The following is a 17,755-nucleotide window of genomic DNA, read 5'->3' on the forward strand; positions in this document are numbered from 1 at the left end:
GCCGTCATGTCGCAGACGCCGCACGTCGAGGGCCGCGCCCGGCTGAAGCACCAGCGAGTCTCGCGGGTGCGTATCGAGGGGCCGGTCCGGTTCATGGGCCCGACGGTCTCCAAGACCGCGCTCGAGATCGGCGCGTTCAGCTATCTCGTCGGCGGTGTGATCGACAGCTGCTCCTCGATCGGCCGCTACTGCTCGCTGGCCGCCGGCGTGCGGATCGGCGAGCCCGACCACCCCACCGGCTGGCTGTCCACCTCGCCCTTCCAGTACGACGGCAGCCGGTTCGGCTGGCATCCCTCCGCCGACGACGGCGCGCCCCTGAGGGCCGAGGGCTTCAGCCGCCCTCCCGCGACCATCGGCAACGACGTCTGGATCGGCGCGAACGCGGTCGTGCTCCGCGGCGTCCACGTCGGCGACGGGGCCGTCGTCGCCGCGGGCGCGGTCGTGACCCGCGACGTGCCGCCGTACGCCATCGTGGGCGGGGTCGCCGCGAAAGTGATCCGCTACCGCTTCGAGCCGGAGCTCGTCGCCGACCTCCTCGACGTCGCCTGGTGGCGCTTCAGCCCGAACCAGCTGGCCGGGCTGCGGTTCGACGACCCGCGCGCCGCCGTGGCCGAGCTGCGCCGGCGGATCGACGAGGACGGGCTGACGCCGTACGAGGGCGAGTGGCGCACCTATGAGGAAGCCCCGCCGACTGCCCCCAGCCCGGCGCCGCGGTCGCGCTGGCGCCGGTCCTGACTCAGTCGAGCCCGCGCCGGGCGAGCAGCGGCTCGATCGGCGCCGGCCGTCCGCGCCACTCCTCGTAGGACTCCAGCGGGTCGCGGGTGCCCCCGATCCCGATCACGTGGCGCAGGTACTGGTCGCCGTTCTCACGGGTCAGGCCGCCGTTGTCCTTGAACCAGGCGACCGTGTCGGCGTCGAGCAGCTCGCTCCAGATGTAGGAGTAGTAGGCGGAGGCGTAGCCCGAGCTGAAGCTGTGCGCGAAGTAGGGCGTCGAGTAGCGCGGCGGCACCGCCGCGTTGTCGAGGCCCGCGCCGGCCAGGGTCCGCTGCTCGAACGCCGCGACCTCGGCGACGTCGGACGGCACCTCGTCGGGACCGAGCTCGTGCCAGGCGAGGTCGATCAGCGCGGCGGCGAGGTACTCGCTCGTCGCGAACCCCTCGTTGAACGTCTCGGCCGCACGCAGCCGCTCGACCACCTCGGCCGGGATCGGCTCGCCGGTCTCGTGGTGCACCGCGTAGTTCGCGAGCACCTCGGGCCAGAGGATCCACATCTCGTTGACCTGCGACGGGTACTCGACGAAGTCGCGGAAGACCGCCGTCCCGCCGAACTTGGGGTAGGTCGCGCGGGCCAGCAGCCCGTGCAGCGCGTGGCCGAACTCGTGGAAGAGCGTGCGGGTCTCGTCCCAGGTCAGCAGCGTGGCCTCACCCGCGGCGGGCTTCGGCACGTTGAGGTTGTTGAACACGACCGCGGACTCGACGCCGAGCAGGGTCGAGGGCGTGACGAAGCTGCTCATCCAGGCCCCGCCGCGCTTGGAGTCGCGGGTGTAGAGGTCGAGCAGGTAGAGCCCGATGGGCGTGCCGTCGCGGCTCACCTCGAAGACCCGGACGTCGGGGTGGTAGCCCGGCAGGTCCGGGCGCTCGGTGAAGCTGAGGCCGTAGAGTCGCTCGGCGGCGAAGAAGACGCCGTCGCGCAGCACCCGCTCCGCCTCGAACCACGGTCGCAGCGCGGCCAGGTCGACGTCGTACCGGGCGGTGCGGACCTTCTCGGCGTAGTAGGGCCAGTCCCAGGGCTCGACCGCGAAGCCGGCCTCCTCGGAGAGCGCCTCCTGCTCGCGGCGGGCGTTGCGGGCGGCCGGCGCGGCGAGCCGCTCGAGGAGCGAGCGGACCGCCTTCGGCGTCCCGGCGGTGTTGTCGGCGGTCACCACGGCGGCGTGGTTGTCGAAGCCGAGCAGCCGGGCGCGCTCCGCGCGCAGCCGGAGGATGGCGAGCGCCAGCGCCCGGGTGTCGTGCTCGCCCCCGCGGCTGCCACGACTGCGCTGGGCCTCGGAGAGCCGGCGGCGCAGGTCGCGGTCGGTCAGGGAGGCCAGGTGCGGGTGGGCCGTCGGCAGCACGAGCGTGAGCAGGTGCTGGCCGGTCAGCCCGCGCGACTCCGCCGCCGCGGCCGCCGCGGACACCTCGCCCGGAGTGAGCCCGTCGAGCTGCGCCGGGTCGCCGACCACGACCGCGAGGTCGTTGCTGTCGGCCTGGAGGGCGAGCTCGAAGGCGGTCTCCTTGGTCGAGATCTCCTCGTTGAGCGCCCGCAGCCGCGCCTTGTCGTCGTCGCCGAGCGCCGCGCCCGCGAGCCGGAACTCGGTGACGTAGCGCTCGACCAGGTACGCCGCCTCCGCGTCGAGCGCGCCCCGGTCGGCATGGACCGCCTGGAGCCGCTCCCACAGCGCCGGGTCGAGCAGGATCGCGTCGCTGTGCGCGGCCAGCCGGGGCGCGAGCTCCGCCCGGACGGCGTCGATCGCCGGGTTGGAGTCGGCGCTGGCCTTGTTGCCGAACACCCGCAGCACCCGACCGAGCCGGACGCCGCTGCGCTCCAGCGGCTCCAGCGTGTTGGCGAACGTCGGTGGCTCCGGATCGGCGGCGATCGCCTCGATCGCCGCGATCTGCTCGGCCATCGCGGTCGCGACCGCGGGCGCGTAGTCGTCGTCGGTGATGGCCGCGAACCGCGGCAGCTGGTGGGGCAGGTCGCTGGTCCCGAGAAGTGCGTCCGTCGTCACGGACCCCACTCTAGGACGCCGGGCCGGACTCCGGCGTCGGCTCCGGGGCGGGCTCGGGAGCGGGCTCCTGGGTCGGCTCCTGGGTGGGGGTCGGGTCGTCCTGGGGGTCCGGGGTCGGCTCCGGTGTGGGCTTGGGCTCGGGCGTCGGCTCGGGCGTGGGCTCGGGCGTGGGCTCGGGCGTGGGCTCCGGCTCCGGTTCCGGGGTGGGCGTCGGCTGCGGGGCCGGCGTCGGCTTCGGCGGGGTGACCAGCGTGGGCTCGGGGGCGCGGACGAACTTCTTCTCCGGCGTCCGGGCGGTCATCGCGGGCACGGTGCCGTCGACGAGGTCGGCCGGGACCGGCGCGAGCCCTGAGCCCGGGAGCAGCACCGTCGTCGCGGCCAGGTCCTTCTCGTATCCGGCCACCAGGCGCCGCACGGCGGCCGGGAAGCCCTTCGTGGCGTCGTACCTCCCGAGGGCCTTGCGCAGCGCCTTCGGCCGGGCCAGGTCGTGGCCCTCGGCGCAGAGCAGGACGGCGGCACCGAGCGCGGCGTCGTCGAGGTCCTGCGGGTCGCGGACGGAGTCGCCGTCGGCGTCGACCGCCACGGTGCTCCAGGTGGCCGGGAGGAGTCCCATCGGCCCGACCGGCGCGTCCCACAGGGGGCGCGCGTCGAGGCGACCGCCGTCGGTGTCGGAGACCGCGGAGCGGCCGCCGCGGCCGTTGAGCGGCCGCCCGTAGTACGCCGGGCGGACCCGGCCCTTCGCCGTCACCCGGTAGGCGCCGGGCTCACCGAGGCCCAGCCCGTGACCGGACTCGATCCGGCCGAGCGCCGCGAGCACCAGCCAGTCGAGGTGGCACGTCGTCGCCGTGTCGATGACCGTCGCGGCCCGCTGGTAGGCGGTCACCGCCGGGAGCGGGGCCGCGGCCAGCCGGTCGGCGGCCGGCCGCGCGTCGATCTCGGGGACGACGAGGAGGCCGGCGGCCTGGACCGTCGCGGTCCGGTCCGCACTCGCGGCCGGAGCCGGAGCGGCCGGCGGGTCGACGGTCGCGGGAGCCGGGACGACGGGCGCGGGCGACGGCGCGGCCGGGGTCGGCGCCGCGGTGTCCGGGGCGGCCGGACCGGCGCTCGGCCGCGGCGGCCCACCGCGGTCCAGGATCCCGGTGGTGGCGAGCACGACCGCGACGAGCGCGAGCACCACGGCGAGCAGGAGGGCGCGCCGAGCGCCACGTCGTACGAGTGCGGCGACGTCCCCCACGTCCCCCACCTCCCTTGAGTCGGGCTGGAGTCCCAGTGTTCGCCCGGTTGGCCCCGAGCGCACCCGTTTCACCAGAACTTCACCGACCCGGCGCCGACGCGTCCCCAATCTTGGGGCGATGAGAGGATGCGCGGGTGGCCGAGCTGACCTTCCGCACCGGGACGATGGACACCGGGAAGTCGACCCTGGCGCTGCAGACCAACCACAACCACGCCGCGCGCGGCCGGGTCGGCCGCCTCTTCACCTCGCACGACCGGGCCGGCGTCGCGATCGTCTCCTCACGCCTCGGCCTCAGCGCCCACGCCCAGGAGGTCGACGGCGCCTTCGACTTCTGGCGCTACACCGTCGAGGCCCTCACCCAGGGCGCGCGGATCGACTACATGATCTGCGACGAGGCGCAGTTCTACACGCCCGACCAGATCGACCAGCTGGCCAAGGTCGTCGACGAGCTCCAGATCGACGTCTTCTGCTTCGGCATCCTCACCGACTTCCGCACCCGCCTCTTCCCCGGCGCGGCCCGCCTCGTCGAGCTCGCCGACCGCACCGAGGTCCTCCAGGTCGAGGCCCTCTGCTGGTGCGGCAAGCGCGCCACCCACAACGCCCGCACCGAGAACGGCGTCATGGTCACCGAGGGAGAGGTCGTCGTCGTCGGCGACGTCGACCCCACCGAGCAGGTGCCCGCCGTCGACGACGAGGTCGAGGTCGCCTACGAGGTCCTCTGCCGCCAGCACCACCGGCGTGGGCTGACCGCGGCCCGAGCCCGCGCGGTCAGCCTCTCGCCGGAGCCGCTGCCGTTCTCCTGATCAGCGGCAGGCGCTGTAGGCCCGGGTGACCTTGGCCTTGCCGCCACCCTTGAGCTTCACGACCGCCTTGATCGACGTCGCCGACGCCGGGATGCCCTTGAGCTTGATGTTCTGCCGCGCCCGCACGCCCTTGACCGCCGCGACCTTCTTGCCACCGGCAGTGAAGGTGATCGACTTGATCTTGCGCGCCTTCGCCTTGCCGGCCACCTGAACCGTGGCCTTCTTGCTGCCGCACGACACCTGCTCCGGCAGCTTCACGTACGACTTGCCCTTGCCCACGGCCACCGCGTTCGCGGAACCGGGCTGGAGGATGTCGAGCCGCCACGGGATGCCGGTCGGGCCGAGGGCGAAGAACTTGATCGTCACCCGGTCGCCCTTGGCGAAGACGATGTTGTCGAGGTCGGTGACGCCCTGGGAAGCCTCTGCGGCGTCGTCCGGCATGTAGTCGGCGGCGACGCAGGTGCCGTTGCGGTAGGCGTAGATGGCGAACGGCACCGGCGTGGGGAGGGTGCTCCGGACCGTGATCCGGCGCGGCCCGTTGGTCTTCGAGACGAACGCCACCGTGTCGTAGTGGGCGGTCTGGTTGCCCGGATCCACGGCCTTGACGCACTGGTCGGTGTTCGGGTCCGGCTCGAGGAAGTTCATCTGCGGGTCGCTGGTCTCGATCGTCCCGGTGGAGGTCGAGTCCGCGTGGGCGGCCGGGGCGACGAAGGCGACCGGCGCGATGACGGCAGCGGCGAGCGCTGCGATTCTGTGGGGGGTCCTCATGAAATTCGAACTTAGGACCCCGGCCCGGTCGGCGGAGGCGTTTTGCCGAGATCCGCCTCCGCCAACCGGACGCCGCGTCAGCGGCAGGCGCTGTAGGCCCGGGTGACCTTGGCCTTGCCGCCGCCCTTGAGCTTCACGACCGCCTTGATCGACGTCGCCGACGCCGGGATGCCCTTCAGCTTGATGTTCTGCCGCGCCCGCACGCCCTTGACCGCAGCGACCTTCTTGCCACCGGCAGTGAACGTGATCGACTTGATCTTGCGCGCCTTCGCCTTGCCGGCCACCTGCACCGTGGCCTTCTTGCTCGCGCAGCTCACCTGGTACGGCAGCTTCACGTACGACGCGCCCTTGCCTGCCGCGGCGGCGTTCGCCGTACCGGGCTGGAGGATGTCGAGGCGCCAAGCCGGGTTCGCGAACGAGATGATGCGCACCGAGACCCGGTCACCCTTCGCGAGGACGACGCGATCGAGGTCGACCGTCGCGGTGGACTCCTCGCCCGGGTCGGGCTGGTAGTCGGCAGCGACACAGACGCCGTTGCGGTAGACGTAGAACGCGAGCTGCGCGGCGGCGGGCACGTCCGCGGCGTGCACCACGAAGCGACGCGGCCCCGACGACTGCGAGACGTAGTCGACCGAGCTGTAGGGCAGCGCGACCGACGCGTTCGTCGTGCTGCAGGTCTCGTTCGCGTTGGGCTGGTAGAAGACTCCGATCGGAGCAGCACCGATCGAGCCGGCGTAGCTCTCGTCCGCGTGGGCGGCGGGCGCCGCGACCGTCAGGGCGAGAGGAGCGAGGAGGGCGGCAGCGCCGAGCGCTGCGATCTTGTGGGGGAGCATCATGAAATCGAAACTAGGACCGGGTCCCGGACAGTGGAGGCGGAATGCCCAGATTCGTGGCCGGGATCTTCGCGAGCTTGATGCCCGCCCCCGGCCGGCCCCGGTCGATCCTCCGACCTTCTGGCTGTGATCGGGCCAGCGAAGCTCAGTCGAGCAGCACCGGGATCAACATCTCGTCCGGCGTCAGCGACCCGTGCATGCCGATCAACCGCGACTCATAGGGGAACCCCTCGGTCGAGAGCACCGCGAACTCCCCCTTGCACGCGACGACGACGTCCCCGATCCGCGGCAGCACCGACGGGTCGACCGGGCCGAACCAGCCGCGGCCGATCGCGTCGGCCCGGGTCAGGACGTCGGCGCGCTCGCCGAGGCGCTCGCGCCAGGTGGCGACGACGTCGGGGACGGCGCCGCCGGCGCAGTAGAGGTGGCGGAACCGGGCCTCGCCGCCGACGAGGGCGACGCCGGAGCGCAGGTCGTCGTCGGCGGCGACGTCGATGCGGTGGTCGGGCCCGACGTCGACCATGCCGTGGTCGGCGATGACGAGGAGGCGGCGGTCGTGGGGCAGGGCCTCGCGGAGCTGCTCGGCCTCGTGGTCGATCATCGCGAGCTGCTGGAGCCACTGGCTGGAGGCGACGCCCCAGCGGTGACCGGTCCAGTCGAGGTCGCCGTCGTAGACGTAGGTGAGGGCCGCCTGGCCCGCGTGGGGGGTCGAGGCGTCGAGGACGGCGGCGATCCGCTCGCCGACCCGGTCGACGCCGACGTAGTCTGCACCGCGGTGGGCGGCGACGGTGAGCCCGCTGCCGTTGAACTCCCGCTTGTTGACGACGGTCACCCGCACGCCGGCGTTCTGCAGCGACGAGAACGCCGTCTGGTGCGGCTGCCACTGGGTCGGCTCGATGTCGTGGTCCCACAGCAGGGCGTTGAGCAGCTCGCTCGTGCCGGGGATGCGCGTGGTGAACCCGACCAGCCCGTGGGCGCCCGGCGTCAGGCCGGTGCCGAGCGAGGTCAGCGACGTCGAGGTGGTCGACGGCACGCCCGCCGTGGCCGGCGTCGAGCTCTCCAGCAGCGACGAGAGGTACGGCGCCGCGTGGGCGTAGCGCTCCAGCAGCCGGGCGCCGAGCCCGTCGATGAGGAAGACGACGTACGACGTCGCGTCCGGCAGGGTCAGCCCCGTGGGGGCCGGCCCGACAGGGCTCCCGAGCGCGTGGGCGATCGCGGGAACCACGTCGCCGAGCGAGCGGACGCCGTAGGCCGGCTCGCAGAAGGCGGCCTGCTCGACCTGGTCCACCCGGTCAGCCCCTCGTCAGCGCGGAGAGCGACGCGGCGAACGAGAGGAGCCCGCCGACCGCGTCGGTGCCGTCGGCGGCCGCGGAGACCCGCAGCGAGAAGTCGTCGGACGACGACGTCCCGGTGTAGCCGTGGTCGGCCTCGCACTGGGGGTCGCTGCAGCCGGCCGGCTCGAGGTCGATCCGGCTCACCGCACCCCAGCCGATGGTCAGCACCGCCTCGGCGGGCGGGCGCGGGCCGGCGGTCGGGTTGGTCGTCATCCGGGTGACGACGACGGAGGCGACGGCGCGCAGGCTGACCGCCTCGGTGGAGGTCGACGTGTACGGCTCGGGCAGCAGGTCGTCGCCGGCGTGCTCGTCGGTGTGCGCCAGGATCAGCCGGCTCGGGGTCAGCACGATCACGGTCTGGTGCCGGCGGACCTCGTCACGCTCGAAGGTCGGCTCGTGGTGCACGTAGTACGACACCACCGGCTCCCCGCCGAGTGCGTCGGTGACCGCGTCGGAGACGACCTCGGGGTAGTAGCCGGTCCGGTTGATCGCGGCCTGGAGCTCGGCGTGGCGGTCTCCCTCGTGAGCGCGGGCACGTGTGGGCATGCGGGAATCCTCGCACGACCGGCGCGGCAGCGCGGCGAGAGGCGCCCTCAGGCCCGCTTTCAGTCCGGGATGGTGGTGGCGAGGTCGGGCATCCGGCGCACGAGCGAGTCCGGCCGCGGGTCCTTGACCGCCGCCACCCGCGCGGACGCGGTGAGCACGGTGGCCGCGTCGACCCCGGCGAGCACGAGCGAGAGCTCGAGCGAGGCGACCTGCGGGAGGTCGTTCTGGAGCTCGGCGACCCGGGTGATGAGGTCCTCGATGGCCCCGACGTCGACCGGGTCGGCGCCGCGGTAGCCGAACAGCAGCGGCGAGCTCTTCACCTCGCGCACCATGGCGGCCACCTCGTGCTGGCCCAGGGGCGGGATCCGGTAGGACCAGTCCCCCAGCAGCTCGATGACCGGCCCGGAGATGCCGAACGAGACGACCGGCCCGAACAGCGGGTCCTCGAACGAGCGCACCGAGATCGGCACGCCCGTCGGAGCGTTGCGCTGGACGACGAAGCGCCCGATGCCCGGGTCGATCAGGCCGCCCAGGTAGTCCCAGGCCTCGCGCATCTCGGGAGCGGTGGGGATGTTGCGCCACACGTGGATCTGGTCGGGGCGCTCGCGCACCGCCGGCAGCGTGGACTTGAGGACGACGTCCCAGCCGAGCTGCTCGCCCGCCGCGATCGCCTCGTCGAGGTTCGCGACCGGGATCGTCGGCCAGAGCTGGATGCCGTAGGCGTTGAGCAGTGTCGTCAGCTGGGCCTGGTCGAGCTCGACCTCGCGATCGGTGGCGGCGACCTCGGGGTCGGCGAGGATCCGGTCGACCAGCCGCTTCGCGCTGCGGGCATCGACCTCGCCGGCATCGGCGGAGGGGCCGTCGGGTGCGTGCAGCCACACGGCATACTCGACGACGCGAGCCAGCGCGCGGACCGCTGCCTCGACCGCCGGGTACGACGGCACCGAGCCGCGGCCGGCCGAGGAGCCCGCGACGTCGGGAACCCGCAGCAGCTCGGGGATGCCCTCGGCGCCGAGGAAGGACGAGACGAGCGGCTTGTCGGACTGCTCCCCCACGGCCGCCAGGACGTTGGCGACCTCCTCGCCCGAGATGTCGAGCGGCGGGATGTAGACGGCGATGACCGAGTCGACGTCCGGGTCGTCGATGGCGTCGTCGAGGGCGTCCTCGAAGTCCTCGGCGGTGGCGTCGGCGCCGAGCGCGACCGAGCGGTTGACGACGAGCCCGACCGCGGAGGCGGCGTCGGCGGCGAGCAGCCCGAGCGCGTCGGAGTTGCCGACGATGGCGACCCGGCGCCCCCGCGGCAGCGGCTGGTGGGCGAGCAGCTGGGCGACGTCGAACATGTCGTCGAGGGTGTCGACCTGGATCACGCCGGCCTGGCGGAACATCGCGTCGACCGCGGCCTGCGGTGCGCCGATCCGGCGGACGGTGTGGCCCATCGGCACGCCCTGCGTCGTCCGCCCGGAGCGGACGGCGACGATCGGCTTGCGGTGCGAGACCCGGCGGGCGATCCGGGAGAACTTGCGCGGGTTACCGATGGACTCGAGGTACATCATGACGACCTCGGTCGCGTCGTCCTCCTCCCAGTACTGGAGGAGGTCGTTGCCGGAGACGTCGGCACGGTTGCCCGCGCTGACGAAGGTCGAGATGCCGAGACCACGGTTCTTGACCTTCTCGAGGATCGCCGAGCCGAGCGCGCCGGACTGGCAGAAGAAGCCCGCACGGCCGCGGGCCGGCATCACCGACGACAGCGACGCGTTGACCTGCACGGTCGGGTCGGTGTTGAGGACGCCCAGGCAGTTGGGGCCGATCAGCCGCAGGCCGTAGGAGCGGCACAGGCCGGCCAGGTGGCGCTGCCGCTTGCGCCCCTCCTCGCCGGTCTCGGCGAAGCCGGACGAGATGACGATGAGCCCGTGCACGCCCTTGTTGGCGCAGTCGAGCACGACGTCGGTCACCGCGTCGGCGGGCACCGCGACGATCGCGACGTCGACCTCGTCGGGGATCTCGTTGACGTTCTTGTACGCCGGCATGCCCGACACCGCGGGCGCGCTCGGGTTGACGACGTACACGCGGCCGGTGAAGTCGGCCGTCACCAGGTTGCGGACCAGGACCTGGCCGATCGTGTCCTGCCGGCGGCTGGCACCGATGATCGCGACCGAGCGGGGGTGGAAGAAGCGGTGGATCGACGCGGCCTCGGCGGCGTGCTCGCGGTCGCGCATCACGCCGATCGCGGTGTCGGTGGGGTCGATGGGGAACTCCAGCGTGATCACGCCGTCGTGGTAGCCGCTCGCCACCCGGTAGCCGGCGTCGCGGAAGGTCTGGATCATCCGGCTGTTGTCGGGCAGCACCTCGGCAGTGAACCGCTCGACGCCGCGCTCGCGGCCGGCCTGGGCGAGGTGCTCGAGCAGCAGCTGGGCGATCCCGCGGCCCTGGTGCTCGTCCTCGACCAGGAACGCGACCTCGGCCTCGCGGGCCTCGACGACGTCGTAGCGGCCGACGGCGATCATCCGCTCCTGGAGGATCAGCACCAGCGCGACCCGGTCGCGGTTGTCGACGTGGGTGAACCGTCGTACGTCGCGGTCGGAGAGGACCGGCATCGGCGAGAAGAAGCGGTAGTACTTCGACTCGTCGGAGACCCGCGCGTAGAACTCGACCAGCAGCTCGTCGTCCTCGGGCCGGATCGGCCGGATGTGCGCCGTCCGCCCGTCACGGAGCAGGACGTCGCCCTCCCAGTGCGCGGGCGGCGCCTCGATCTCGTCCGTCGGGGTCGGGTCGGGGCTCACGGGGAGAAATCTATCGGCCCCGGCCACACGCGTCAGCGGCGCACGCGGTACTTCAGGTGCAGGACCCGGTCCCCCTGCACGACGACGTCCGGATCCTCGAGCAGGTGCTGGCCCGCCACCGACCCGAAGTAGCGCCTCCCGGAGCCGAACACCACGGGCACGACATCGATCGCCACGACGTCCACCAGACCCGCGGCGAGCGCCTGCCCACCCATGTCGCCGGCGCAGATCGCCAGCACGCCGTCACCGGCTCGCCGCTTCCCCTCCTCGACCGCCGCCGCGATGTCGTCGAAGAACGGGACCTCGGCCTCCGGGTGCCAGCCCTCCGGCTTCGGCCGGTGCGAGACGACCAGCAGGTGCTCCCCCGCCGGCGGGGTCGCCTCCCAGCCGTTGGTCTGGTCGAACAGGCGCCGCCCCTGGATGATCGCCCGGATGCTCTGCCACATCGGCCGCACGTAGGCCGCCGACGCCTCCGAGACGGCGAAGGGACCGTGGTCGGCGCCGTCGGTGAGCGGCCGGCTCCCGTTGAAGTACCAGTCGAACAGCGGTCCGACGTCGTCGTTGTCATCGGCGATGAAGCCGTCGAGGGACGCCACCGCGTGCATCATCACTGTCGCCATGGTGGGTCAGACCGGCGCCCGCCCCAGGAATCATCGGCTGCACGCGGCCGCCGAAGGGGCACGTTCCGGCGGGCGAAGGAGCACGGAACGTGTCACTTCGCGGGAACACAGACGGGACACGGCGAGCCCCTGCCGCACCTGTCGGCGCCACCCGGAAGAATGCCCCCCATGGCACGGCGTACCCAGCAGGATCCCCTCCCGGAGGACTTCGAGGAGCACATCCTCGACACCGACATCCGCGACGAGATGCAGTCGTCCTTCCTGGAGTACGCGTACTCGGTGATCTACTCCCGCGCGCTGCCCGACGCGCGCGACGGTCTCAAGCCGGTCCAGCGGCGCATCCTCTACACGATGAACGACATGGGCCTGCGGCCCGACCGCGGGCACGTGAAGTCGGCGCGCGTCGTCGGTGAGGTCATGGGCCGGCTGCACCCGCATGGTGACGGCGCGATCTACGACGCCCTCGTGCGGACGGCGCAGTCGTGGTCGCTGCGGCTGCCGATGGTCGACGGCCACGGCAACTTCGGCTCGCCCGACGACCCGCCGGCGGCCATGCGCTACACCGAGTGCCGGATGGCGCCGCCCGCGCTGGCGATGACCGAGTCGATCGACGAGGACACCGTCGACTTCCGGCCCAACTACGACAGCCGCGAGTACGAGCCGTCGGTGCTGCCGTCGGCCATCCCCAACCTCGTCGTCAACGGGACGACGGGCATCGCGGTCGGCATGGCGACGAACATGGCGCCGCACAACCTGGTCGAGGTGGTCCAGGCGCTGCGCCACCTCATCCAGCACCCCAAGACCGACATCGAGGGGCTGATGAGGTTCATCCCGGGCCCCGACCTGCCGACGGGCGGCAAGATCGTCGGCCTCGACGGCATCCGCGACGCCTACGAGACCGGCCGCGGCGTCTTCAAGATGCGCGCGACCGCCCGGGTCGAGACGATCGGACGCCGCAAGGGCATCGTCGTCACCGAGCTCCCCTACGGCACGGGCACCGAGAAGATCGTCGAGCGGATCAAGATCCTGGTCCAGTCCAAGAAGCTCCAGGGCATCGCCGACATCAAGGACCTCACCGACCGCGAGAACGGCCTGCGCCTGGTGATCGAGGTCAAGAACGGCTTCGTCCCCGAGGCCCTGCTCGAGCAGCTCTACAAGCTGACGCCGCTCGAGGACTCCTTCGGCATCAACAACGTCGCCCTGGTCGACGGCCAGCCGCGCACGATGGGCCTCAAGGAGATGCTCGACGTCTTCCTCCAGCACCGCTACGAGGTCGTCCGGCGCCGCTCGCAGTTCCGCCGCAACAAGAAGGCCGCCCGGCTGCACCTGGTCGACGGCATGCTCCTCGCGCTGCTCGACATCGACGAGGTCATCCAGGTCATCCGCACCAGCGACAACGCCGCGGCCGCCAAGGAGCGGCTGATGAGCGTCTTCGAGCTCTCCGAGATCCAGGCCGAGTACATCCTCGGCATGGAGCTGCGCCGGCTCACCAAGTTCTCCCGGCTCGAGCTCGAGAAGGAGCAGGACGAGCTCCGCAAGGAGATCGCCGAGCTCGACGCCATCCTCGCCGACGAGGCGCTGCTCAAGAAGCTCGTCTCCTCCGAGCTGGCCGAGGTCGCCAAGACCTTCGGTACGCCGCGGCGCACCGTCCTGCTCGAGTCGGCCGGCACCACGGCGGTCGCCGCGGCCGCCGCGCCCCTCGAGGTTGCCGACGACCCGTGCTTCGCGCTGCTGTCCGCGACCGGCCTGCTCGCCCGGACGACGTCCGCCGACGAGATCGGCACCGGCGGCGGCCGCGCCAACCACGACGTCGTCGTCTCGGCGGTCCGCACCTCGGCGCGCGCCGACCTCGGCGTGCTGACCTCGGCCGGGCGGCTGCTGCGGCTCGCCGTCCTCGACCTGCCGGCGATCCCGCCCTCGGCCAACGAGCCCAACCTCCAGGGCGGCCTGCCGCTGAGCGAGGTCCTCGAGCTGGCCAAGGGCGAGCGCGCGCTCGCGCTCACCACGCTGACCACCGACGGTCCCGGGCTCGCGCTCGGCACCCGCCAGGGCGTGGTCAAGCGGGTCAACCCCGAGGTGCTCAACAAGGACGAGTGGGAGGTCATCTCCCTCAAGGACGGCGACGAGGTCGTCGGCGCGGTCCAGCTGACCACCGGCTCCGAGGAGCTCTGCTTCGTCACCTCCGACGCCCAGCTGCTCCACTACCCCGCCGACGGCGTGCGCCCCCAGGGCCGCTCCGGCGGCGGCATGGCCGGCATCAGGGTGACCGACAAGGAGCGGGTCGTCTGGTTCGGCGTGCTCGACCTCAACGCGCCCGGCGGCGTGGTCCTGGTGACCGCCTCGGGCTCGGCCACGGCCCTGCCCGGCACCGAGCCGGGCTCGGTCAAGGTGACCGACTTCTGGGAGTACCCCGCGAAGGGCCGGGCCACCGGCGGCGTGCGCTGCCACCGCTTCCTCAAGGGCGAGGACACGCTCGTCTTCGCCTGGGCCGGGCCCGCGCCCGCCCGGGCCACCGCGGCCAGCGGCGCGCCGGTCGACCTGCCCGAGGCCACCGGCCGTCGCGACGGCTCCGGCCTGCCCGGCAGCCAGCCGATCGTCGCGGTCGCCGGCCCGCTGTCCGTGGCCCTCGGCGCCGCCCCGTCCGGCGGCTCGTCCGCGGATCCCGCGCCGCCGTCCTCGGGCGATGTGTCAGGGTGAGCGCATGACGACCTCCACCCGTGTGGCCGCCGGCCTGCTCTCCACGCTCGTCGCCGTCGGCGGCCTGACCGCCTGCTCCGGCGACGACGGCGGTGGCGGCGACGGCGCGCCGTCCTGGTCCGACGCGGGCAAGAAGGCCAAGGAGCTGCTCGACGGCACGTCCGGCGTCGAGGTCTCCATCTCGACCTCCGACGACCCCGGTGTCGACTACCTCAAGTCGGCGAGCGGCACCATCGTCGCCGACCCGCCCGCCTTCGAGGGGACGGTCGACGGCAAGGTGTCCGGCTTCGCGGTCTCCGAGGTGCCGGTGATCTCGGTCGACGGCACGCTGTGGATCAACCACCTCGCGCTCGGCGGCTGGAGCGACCGGTTCCAGCCCAAGGAGCTGTGCGCCCCCGACCCGGCGCTGCTCCTCGACGCGACGAGCGGCGTCTCGTCGGTGCTCACCAGCAGCACCGACGTCAAGGCCGGCAAGTCCGAGCGCGGCGGCACGGACAACAAGGAGATCTTCACCACCTACGAGGGCACCGCCACGGGTGACTCGATCCGCAAGATCCTCCCCTGTGCCGAGGGCGACGACTTCGACGCGACCTACCGGGTCGACGACAGCGGTCACCTGCGCACGGCCCGGCTCTCCGGCACGTTCTTCCCCGACGCCGACCCGATGACGTACACGATCGACGTGACGAAGTACGACGTCGACAAGGACATCACGGCCCCCAAGTGAGCCCCGAGTGAGCACGGCGAACCGGCTGCTGCTGGGCTTCTGCGCGGTCGCGGTCGCCTTCGCGGCGGTCGACACCTATGTCGTCGTCCTCGCCCTGCCGGACATGATGGCGGGCGCCGGCATCCCCGTCGAGGAGCTGCAGCGCGCGGCCCCGATCGTCTCCGGGTTCCTGCTCGGGTACGTCGCGATGCTGCCGCTCATCGGGCGGATCGCCGACCTCCGCGGCCAGGTCCCCGTCCTCGCGATGTCGCTGGTGGTCTTCTCGGCGGGCTCGCTGATCACCGCGCTGTCCTACGACCTGCCGAGCATGGTCGCCGGACGCTTCCTCCAGGGCGTCGGCGGCGGCGGGCTCGTCCCGGCCACCATGTCGCTGGTCGCCGCGCTCTACCCCGTCGACCGGCGCGGGCTGCCGCTCGGCCTGGTCTCGGCCGTCCAGGAGTTCGGCAGCGTCCTCGGCCCGCTCTTCGGCGCCATGGTCCTGTCGTTCACGAGCTGGCGCGGGATCTTCGCGATCAACCTCGCGGTCGGCGCGCTCCTCACCGTCGCGGTGGGTGTGGTCGCGCGGGTCGCGGGCACGCCTGACTCCCCTGGCGCCGACGCGATGGCCGCACGGCGGCGCCGGCTGCCCGATGTCGTCGGCCTGGCGCTGCTCGCGGTGACCCTCGCCGCGGGCTTCCTCACGTTCGTCCAGCCCGGCGGCCTCCAGCGCGACCTGACCTGGGGCCAGCTCTTCATCCCCTACGTCGACGGCGGCAGCCGCTGGGTCACCCCCGTCGGCGTCGCGACGATCGCGGCGTTCGTGCTGCTCGCGCTGTGGTGCTGGTTCGGCCGCTGGCTCGGCGGTCCGCCGCTCGTCGACCTGCGCGGCTGGTTCGGCCACCTGCTCGCGGCCGACCTGCTCGGCGCGGGCCTGCTCGCCCTCGCGCTCGGCGGCATCGTGCTCGCCTTCGCGACCGCCGACCCTGAGGTCGCGGTGTTCTCGCCGCAGGGACCCTGGTTCCTCGCGGGGTCGGCGATCGCCGTCGTCCTGCTGCTGCTCCACCTGCGCCGGGCCGCGTCCCCCATCGTCCCCCGCGGCGCGCTGCGCCCGACGCCGGCCTGGGGGGCGCTCGTCGTCAGCTTCCTCGTCGGCTGGGCGCTCATCGCGGCCCTGGTCGACATCCCGCTCTTCGCCCGGACCACCACCGAGCGCTCCTCCCAGCTCGGCGCCGCGCTCGTCCTGCTCCGCTTCCTCGCCGCGCTGCCGGTCGGCGCCGTCCTCGGCGGCTGGCTGCTGCGCCGGGTCAACGCCGGCGTCCTCACCGCGGTGGGCATGAGCGCCGCCGGCGTGGGCTTCCTGCTGATGGCGCAGTGGGACGCGCACAGCCTCGACGGCTTCGCCGCCAACCTCCCACTCGTCCTGGGCGGGCTCGGGTTCGGGATCGCCCTCGCGCCGGTCAACGCCGCGATCCTCGCCACCACCGACGACGACACCCACGGCCTGGCCAGCGCCCTGGTCGTCGTGGCCCGGATGGTCGGCATGCTCGTCGGCATCTCCGCGCTCACCACCATCGGCCTGCGCCGCCTCTACGCCGCCCAGGAGGACGACCCGAAGCTCAGCATCACCGAGCTCGGCATCCTCCAGGAGCACTCGGTCTTCCTCGGTGCCGCGGTCGCCGCGTTCGCGGCCGCCGTCCTCGCGCTGGTCGTCTTCGCCCGGGCCCGTACTCGCGACGTGGACACCGCCGAGGTGCTCCGCGCCGGTGGCTAATCTTGGTCGCATGGGTGACTTCGACGACCTCCTGAAGGCGAACAACGACTACGCGGCCACCTTCGACCAGGGTGGGTTCGACGGCAAGGCCCATGCCGGGGTCGCCATCGTCACCTGCATGGACTCGCGCATCGACCCGCTGCGGATGCTCGGCCTCGACTACGGCGACGCCAAGATCTTCCGCAACCCGGGTGGCCGGGTGACCGAGGCGGCGCTCGAGGCGCTCGTGCTCGGCGCGCACCTGCTCAACGTCGACCGGATCCTGGTGATCCCCCACACCCGCTGCGCGATGGCCTCCAGCACCGAGGCCGAGATCCACGAGAAGATCGGCGCCGCCGTCGGCCACGACGTCACCTGGCACGCCTTCCACGTGATCGCCGACCAGAAGCAGTCGCTCGCCGAGGACGTCCGCAAGGTCCGCTCGCACCCGCTCATCCCCGAGTCGGTCAAGGTCGGCGGGTTCATCTACGACGTCGACACGGGTCTGCTCAGCCAGGAGGTCTGAGCAGGTCCCGCAGGGCCTGGTCGACCAGCGCGCCCGGCAGGTCGCCGAGCGCGGCCGACAGCGCGCCCAGGTCGCCGATCGCGCCGACCCGGGCGACGAGCTCGTCCGTGCGCGCCACCGGGTCGTCGCCGAGCGCGACGTCCAGCAGCAGCGGGCAGTCGACGGCGCCGCCGTCGGGCTCCGGCGGCAGCGCGGGCGGCCAGCAGCCGACCTCGAGCCGCAGCGCGGCACTCGGCCCGGCGCCCTCGACCCGCGGGTCGACGTACCAGAAGAGGTCGCCGACAGCGATCCTCAGGTGCCCGCGACGTGCCTTGGCGCCGTGAGACTTGAGCGCTTTGACGACGGCCGCGCGGTCGGCGCTCATCACCACTCTCAACGTATAGCGCCGATGGGG

15 protein-coding genes are annotated in these 17,755 nt (G+C 72.7%); 6 read left to right on the forward strand and 9 right to left on the reverse strand.

The window, feature by feature from the left end:
- The first annotated feature begins 6 nt into the window (after positions 1–6).
- Positions 7–735: a CatB-related O-acetyltransferase gene (locus tag BM223_RS30085; protein ID WP_052138778.1), complete on the forward strand. Its 729-nt coding sequence runs from the start codon at positions 7–9 to the stop codon at positions 733–735.
- A gap of 1 nt (position 736) precedes the next feature.
- On the opposite strand, the gene BM223_RS16475 is transcribed toward BM223_RS30085, so the two are convergent.
- Positions 737–2,764, reverse strand: coding sequence for a M3 family metallopeptidase (locus BM223_RS16475; RefSeq protein WP_038684684.1), 2,028 nt, complete (start codon positions 2,762–2,764; stop codon positions 737–739).
- Positions 2,765–2,774: 10 nt separating this feature from the next.
- Positions 2,775–3,998, reverse strand: a complete 1,224-nt coding sequence (locus BM223_RS29085) for a lysozyme family protein (RefSeq protein ID WP_052138779.1) — start codon at positions 3,996–3,998, stop codon at positions 2,775–2,777.
- Between the two features lie 134 nt (positions 3,999–4,132).
- On the opposite strand from BM223_RS29085, the gene BM223_RS16485 reads away from it, so the two are divergent.
- Positions 4,133–4,801 carry a thymidine kinase gene (locus BM223_RS16485; RefSeq protein ID WP_038679784.1) on the forward strand — a complete coding sequence of 223 codons (669 nt, stop codon included), beginning with the start codon at positions 4,133–4,135 and terminating at the stop codon, positions 4,799–4,801.
- Here the strand turns inward: BM223_RS16485 and BM223_RS16490 are convergent, their stop codons facing one another.
- From BM223_RS16490 to BM223_RS16515, 6 genes are all read right to left on the reverse strand, one after another.
- Complete coding sequence (locus BM223_RS16490; protein ID WP_038679785.1) at positions 4,802–5,569, reverse strand: hypothetical protein; 768 nt, start codon at positions 5,567–5,569, stop codon at positions 4,802–4,804.
- 77 nt (positions 5,570–5,646) lie between these two features.
- Positions 5,647–6,405 (reverse strand): hypothetical protein, encoded by a 759-nt coding sequence (locus BM223_RS16495; protein WP_038679786.1) that lies wholly within the window; start codon positions 6,403–6,405, stop codon positions 5,647–5,649.
- A gap of 142 nt (positions 6,406–6,547) precedes the next feature.
- Complete coding sequence (locus tag BM223_RS16500) at positions 6,548–7,690, reverse strand: alkaline phosphatase family protein (RefSeq protein WP_038679787.1); 1,143 nt, start codon at positions 7,688–7,690, stop codon at positions 6,548–6,550.
- A 4-nt stretch (positions 7,691–7,694) separates the two neighbouring features.
- Entirely contained in the window at positions 7,695–8,282 is a 588-nt protein-coding gene (locus tag BM223_RS16505; RefSeq protein WP_038679788.1) for a DUF5998 family protein, read from the reverse strand.
- Positions 8,283–8,341: 59 nt separating this feature from the next.
- A complete protein-coding gene (locus tag BM223_RS16510; protein ID WP_235318932.1) occupies positions 8,342–11,062 on the reverse strand; it encodes a bifunctional acetate--CoA ligase family protein/GNAT family N-acetyltransferase in 2,721 nt (906 codons plus the stop codon).
- A gap of 32 nt (positions 11,063–11,094) precedes the next feature.
- Positions 11,095–11,682: a dihydrofolate reductase family protein gene (locus tag BM223_RS16515; RefSeq protein WP_038679789.1), complete on the reverse strand. Its 588-nt coding sequence runs from the start codon at positions 11,680–11,682 to the stop codon at positions 11,095–11,097.
- Between the two features lie 168 nt (positions 11,683–11,850).
- Here BM223_RS16515 and BM223_RS16520 point away from each other — a divergent pair, with 168 nt between their 5' ends.
- The 4 genes from BM223_RS16520 to BM223_RS16535 are packed head-to-tail and all read left to right on the forward strand — an operon-like array spanning position 11,851 to position 17,361.
- A complete protein-coding gene (locus BM223_RS16520; RefSeq protein ID WP_038679790.1) occupies positions 11,851–14,379 on the forward strand; it encodes a DNA gyrase/topoisomerase IV subunit A in 2,529 nt (842 codons plus the stop codon).
- A gap of 4 nt (positions 14,380–14,383) precedes the next feature.
- Complete coding sequence (locus BM223_RS16525; protein WP_038679791.1) at positions 14,384–15,106, forward strand: LppX_LprAFG lipoprotein; 723 nt, start codon at positions 14,384–14,386, stop codon at positions 15,104–15,106.
- 7 nt (positions 15,107–15,113) lie between these two features.
- Positions 15,114–16,856: an MFS transporter gene (locus BM223_RS16530; protein WP_038679792.1), complete on the forward strand. Its 1,743-nt coding sequence runs from the start codon at positions 15,114–15,116 to the stop codon at positions 16,854–16,856.
- A gap of 10 nt (positions 16,857–16,866) precedes the next feature.
- Positions 16,867–17,361: a beta-class carbonic anhydrase gene (locus BM223_RS16535; RefSeq protein ID WP_038679793.1), complete on the forward strand. Its 495-nt coding sequence runs from the start codon at positions 16,867–16,869 to the stop codon at positions 17,359–17,361.
- Here the strand turns inward: BM223_RS16535 and BM223_RS16540 are convergent.
- Positions 17,345–17,725, reverse strand: a complete 381-nt coding sequence (locus tag BM223_RS16540; protein WP_038679794.1) for a hypothetical protein — start codon at positions 17,723–17,725, stop codon at positions 17,345–17,347. The genes BM223_RS16535 and BM223_RS16540 overlap by 17 nt on opposite strands.
- Positions 17,726–17,755: the final 30 nt, after the last annotated feature.

It is taken from the genome of Pimelobacter simplex (genome assembly GCF_900114845.1).
GTDB lineage: Bacteria > Actinomycetota > Actinomycetes > Propionibacteriales > Nocardioidaceae > Nocardioides > Nocardioides simplex.

Bases quoted from the DNA above. Each gene is read 5' to 3' on its own strand.
- BM223_RS30085 (WP_052138778.1), top strand. From the start codon at position 7: ATGTCGCAGACGCCGCACGTCGAGGGCCGCGCCCGGCTGAAGCACCAG.
- BM223_RS16490 (WP_038679785.1), bottom strand. From the start codon at position 5,569: ATGAGGACCCCCCACAGAATCGCAGCGCTCGCCGCTGCCGTCATCGCG.
- BM223_RS16495 (WP_038679786.1), bottom strand. From the start codon at position 6,405: ATGATGCTCCCCCACAAGATCGCAGCGCTCGGCGCTGCCGCCCTCCTC.
- BM223_RS16505 (WP_038679788.1), bottom strand. From the start codon at position 8,282: ATGCCCACACGTGCCCGCGCTCACGAGGGAGACCGCCACGCCGAGCTC.
- BM223_RS16515 (WP_038679789.1), bottom strand. From the start codon at position 11,682: ATGGCGACAGTGATGATGCACGCGGTGGCGTCCCTCGACGGCTTCATC.
- BM223_RS16520 (WP_038679790.1), top strand. From the start codon at position 11,851: ATGGCACGGCGTACCCAGCAGGATCCCCTCCCGGAGGACTTCGAGGAG.
- BM223_RS16525 (WP_038679791.1), top strand. From the start codon at position 14,384: ATGACGACCTCCACCCGTGTGGCCGCCGGCCTGCTCTCCACGCTCGTC.
- BM223_RS16535 (WP_038679793.1), top strand. From the start codon at position 16,867: ATGGGTGACTTCGACGACCTCCTGAAGGCGAACAACGACTACGCGGCC.
- BM223_RS16540 (WP_038679794.1), bottom strand. From the start codon at position 17,725: ATGAGCGCCGACCGCGCGGCCGTCGTCAAAGCGCTCAAGTCTCACGGC.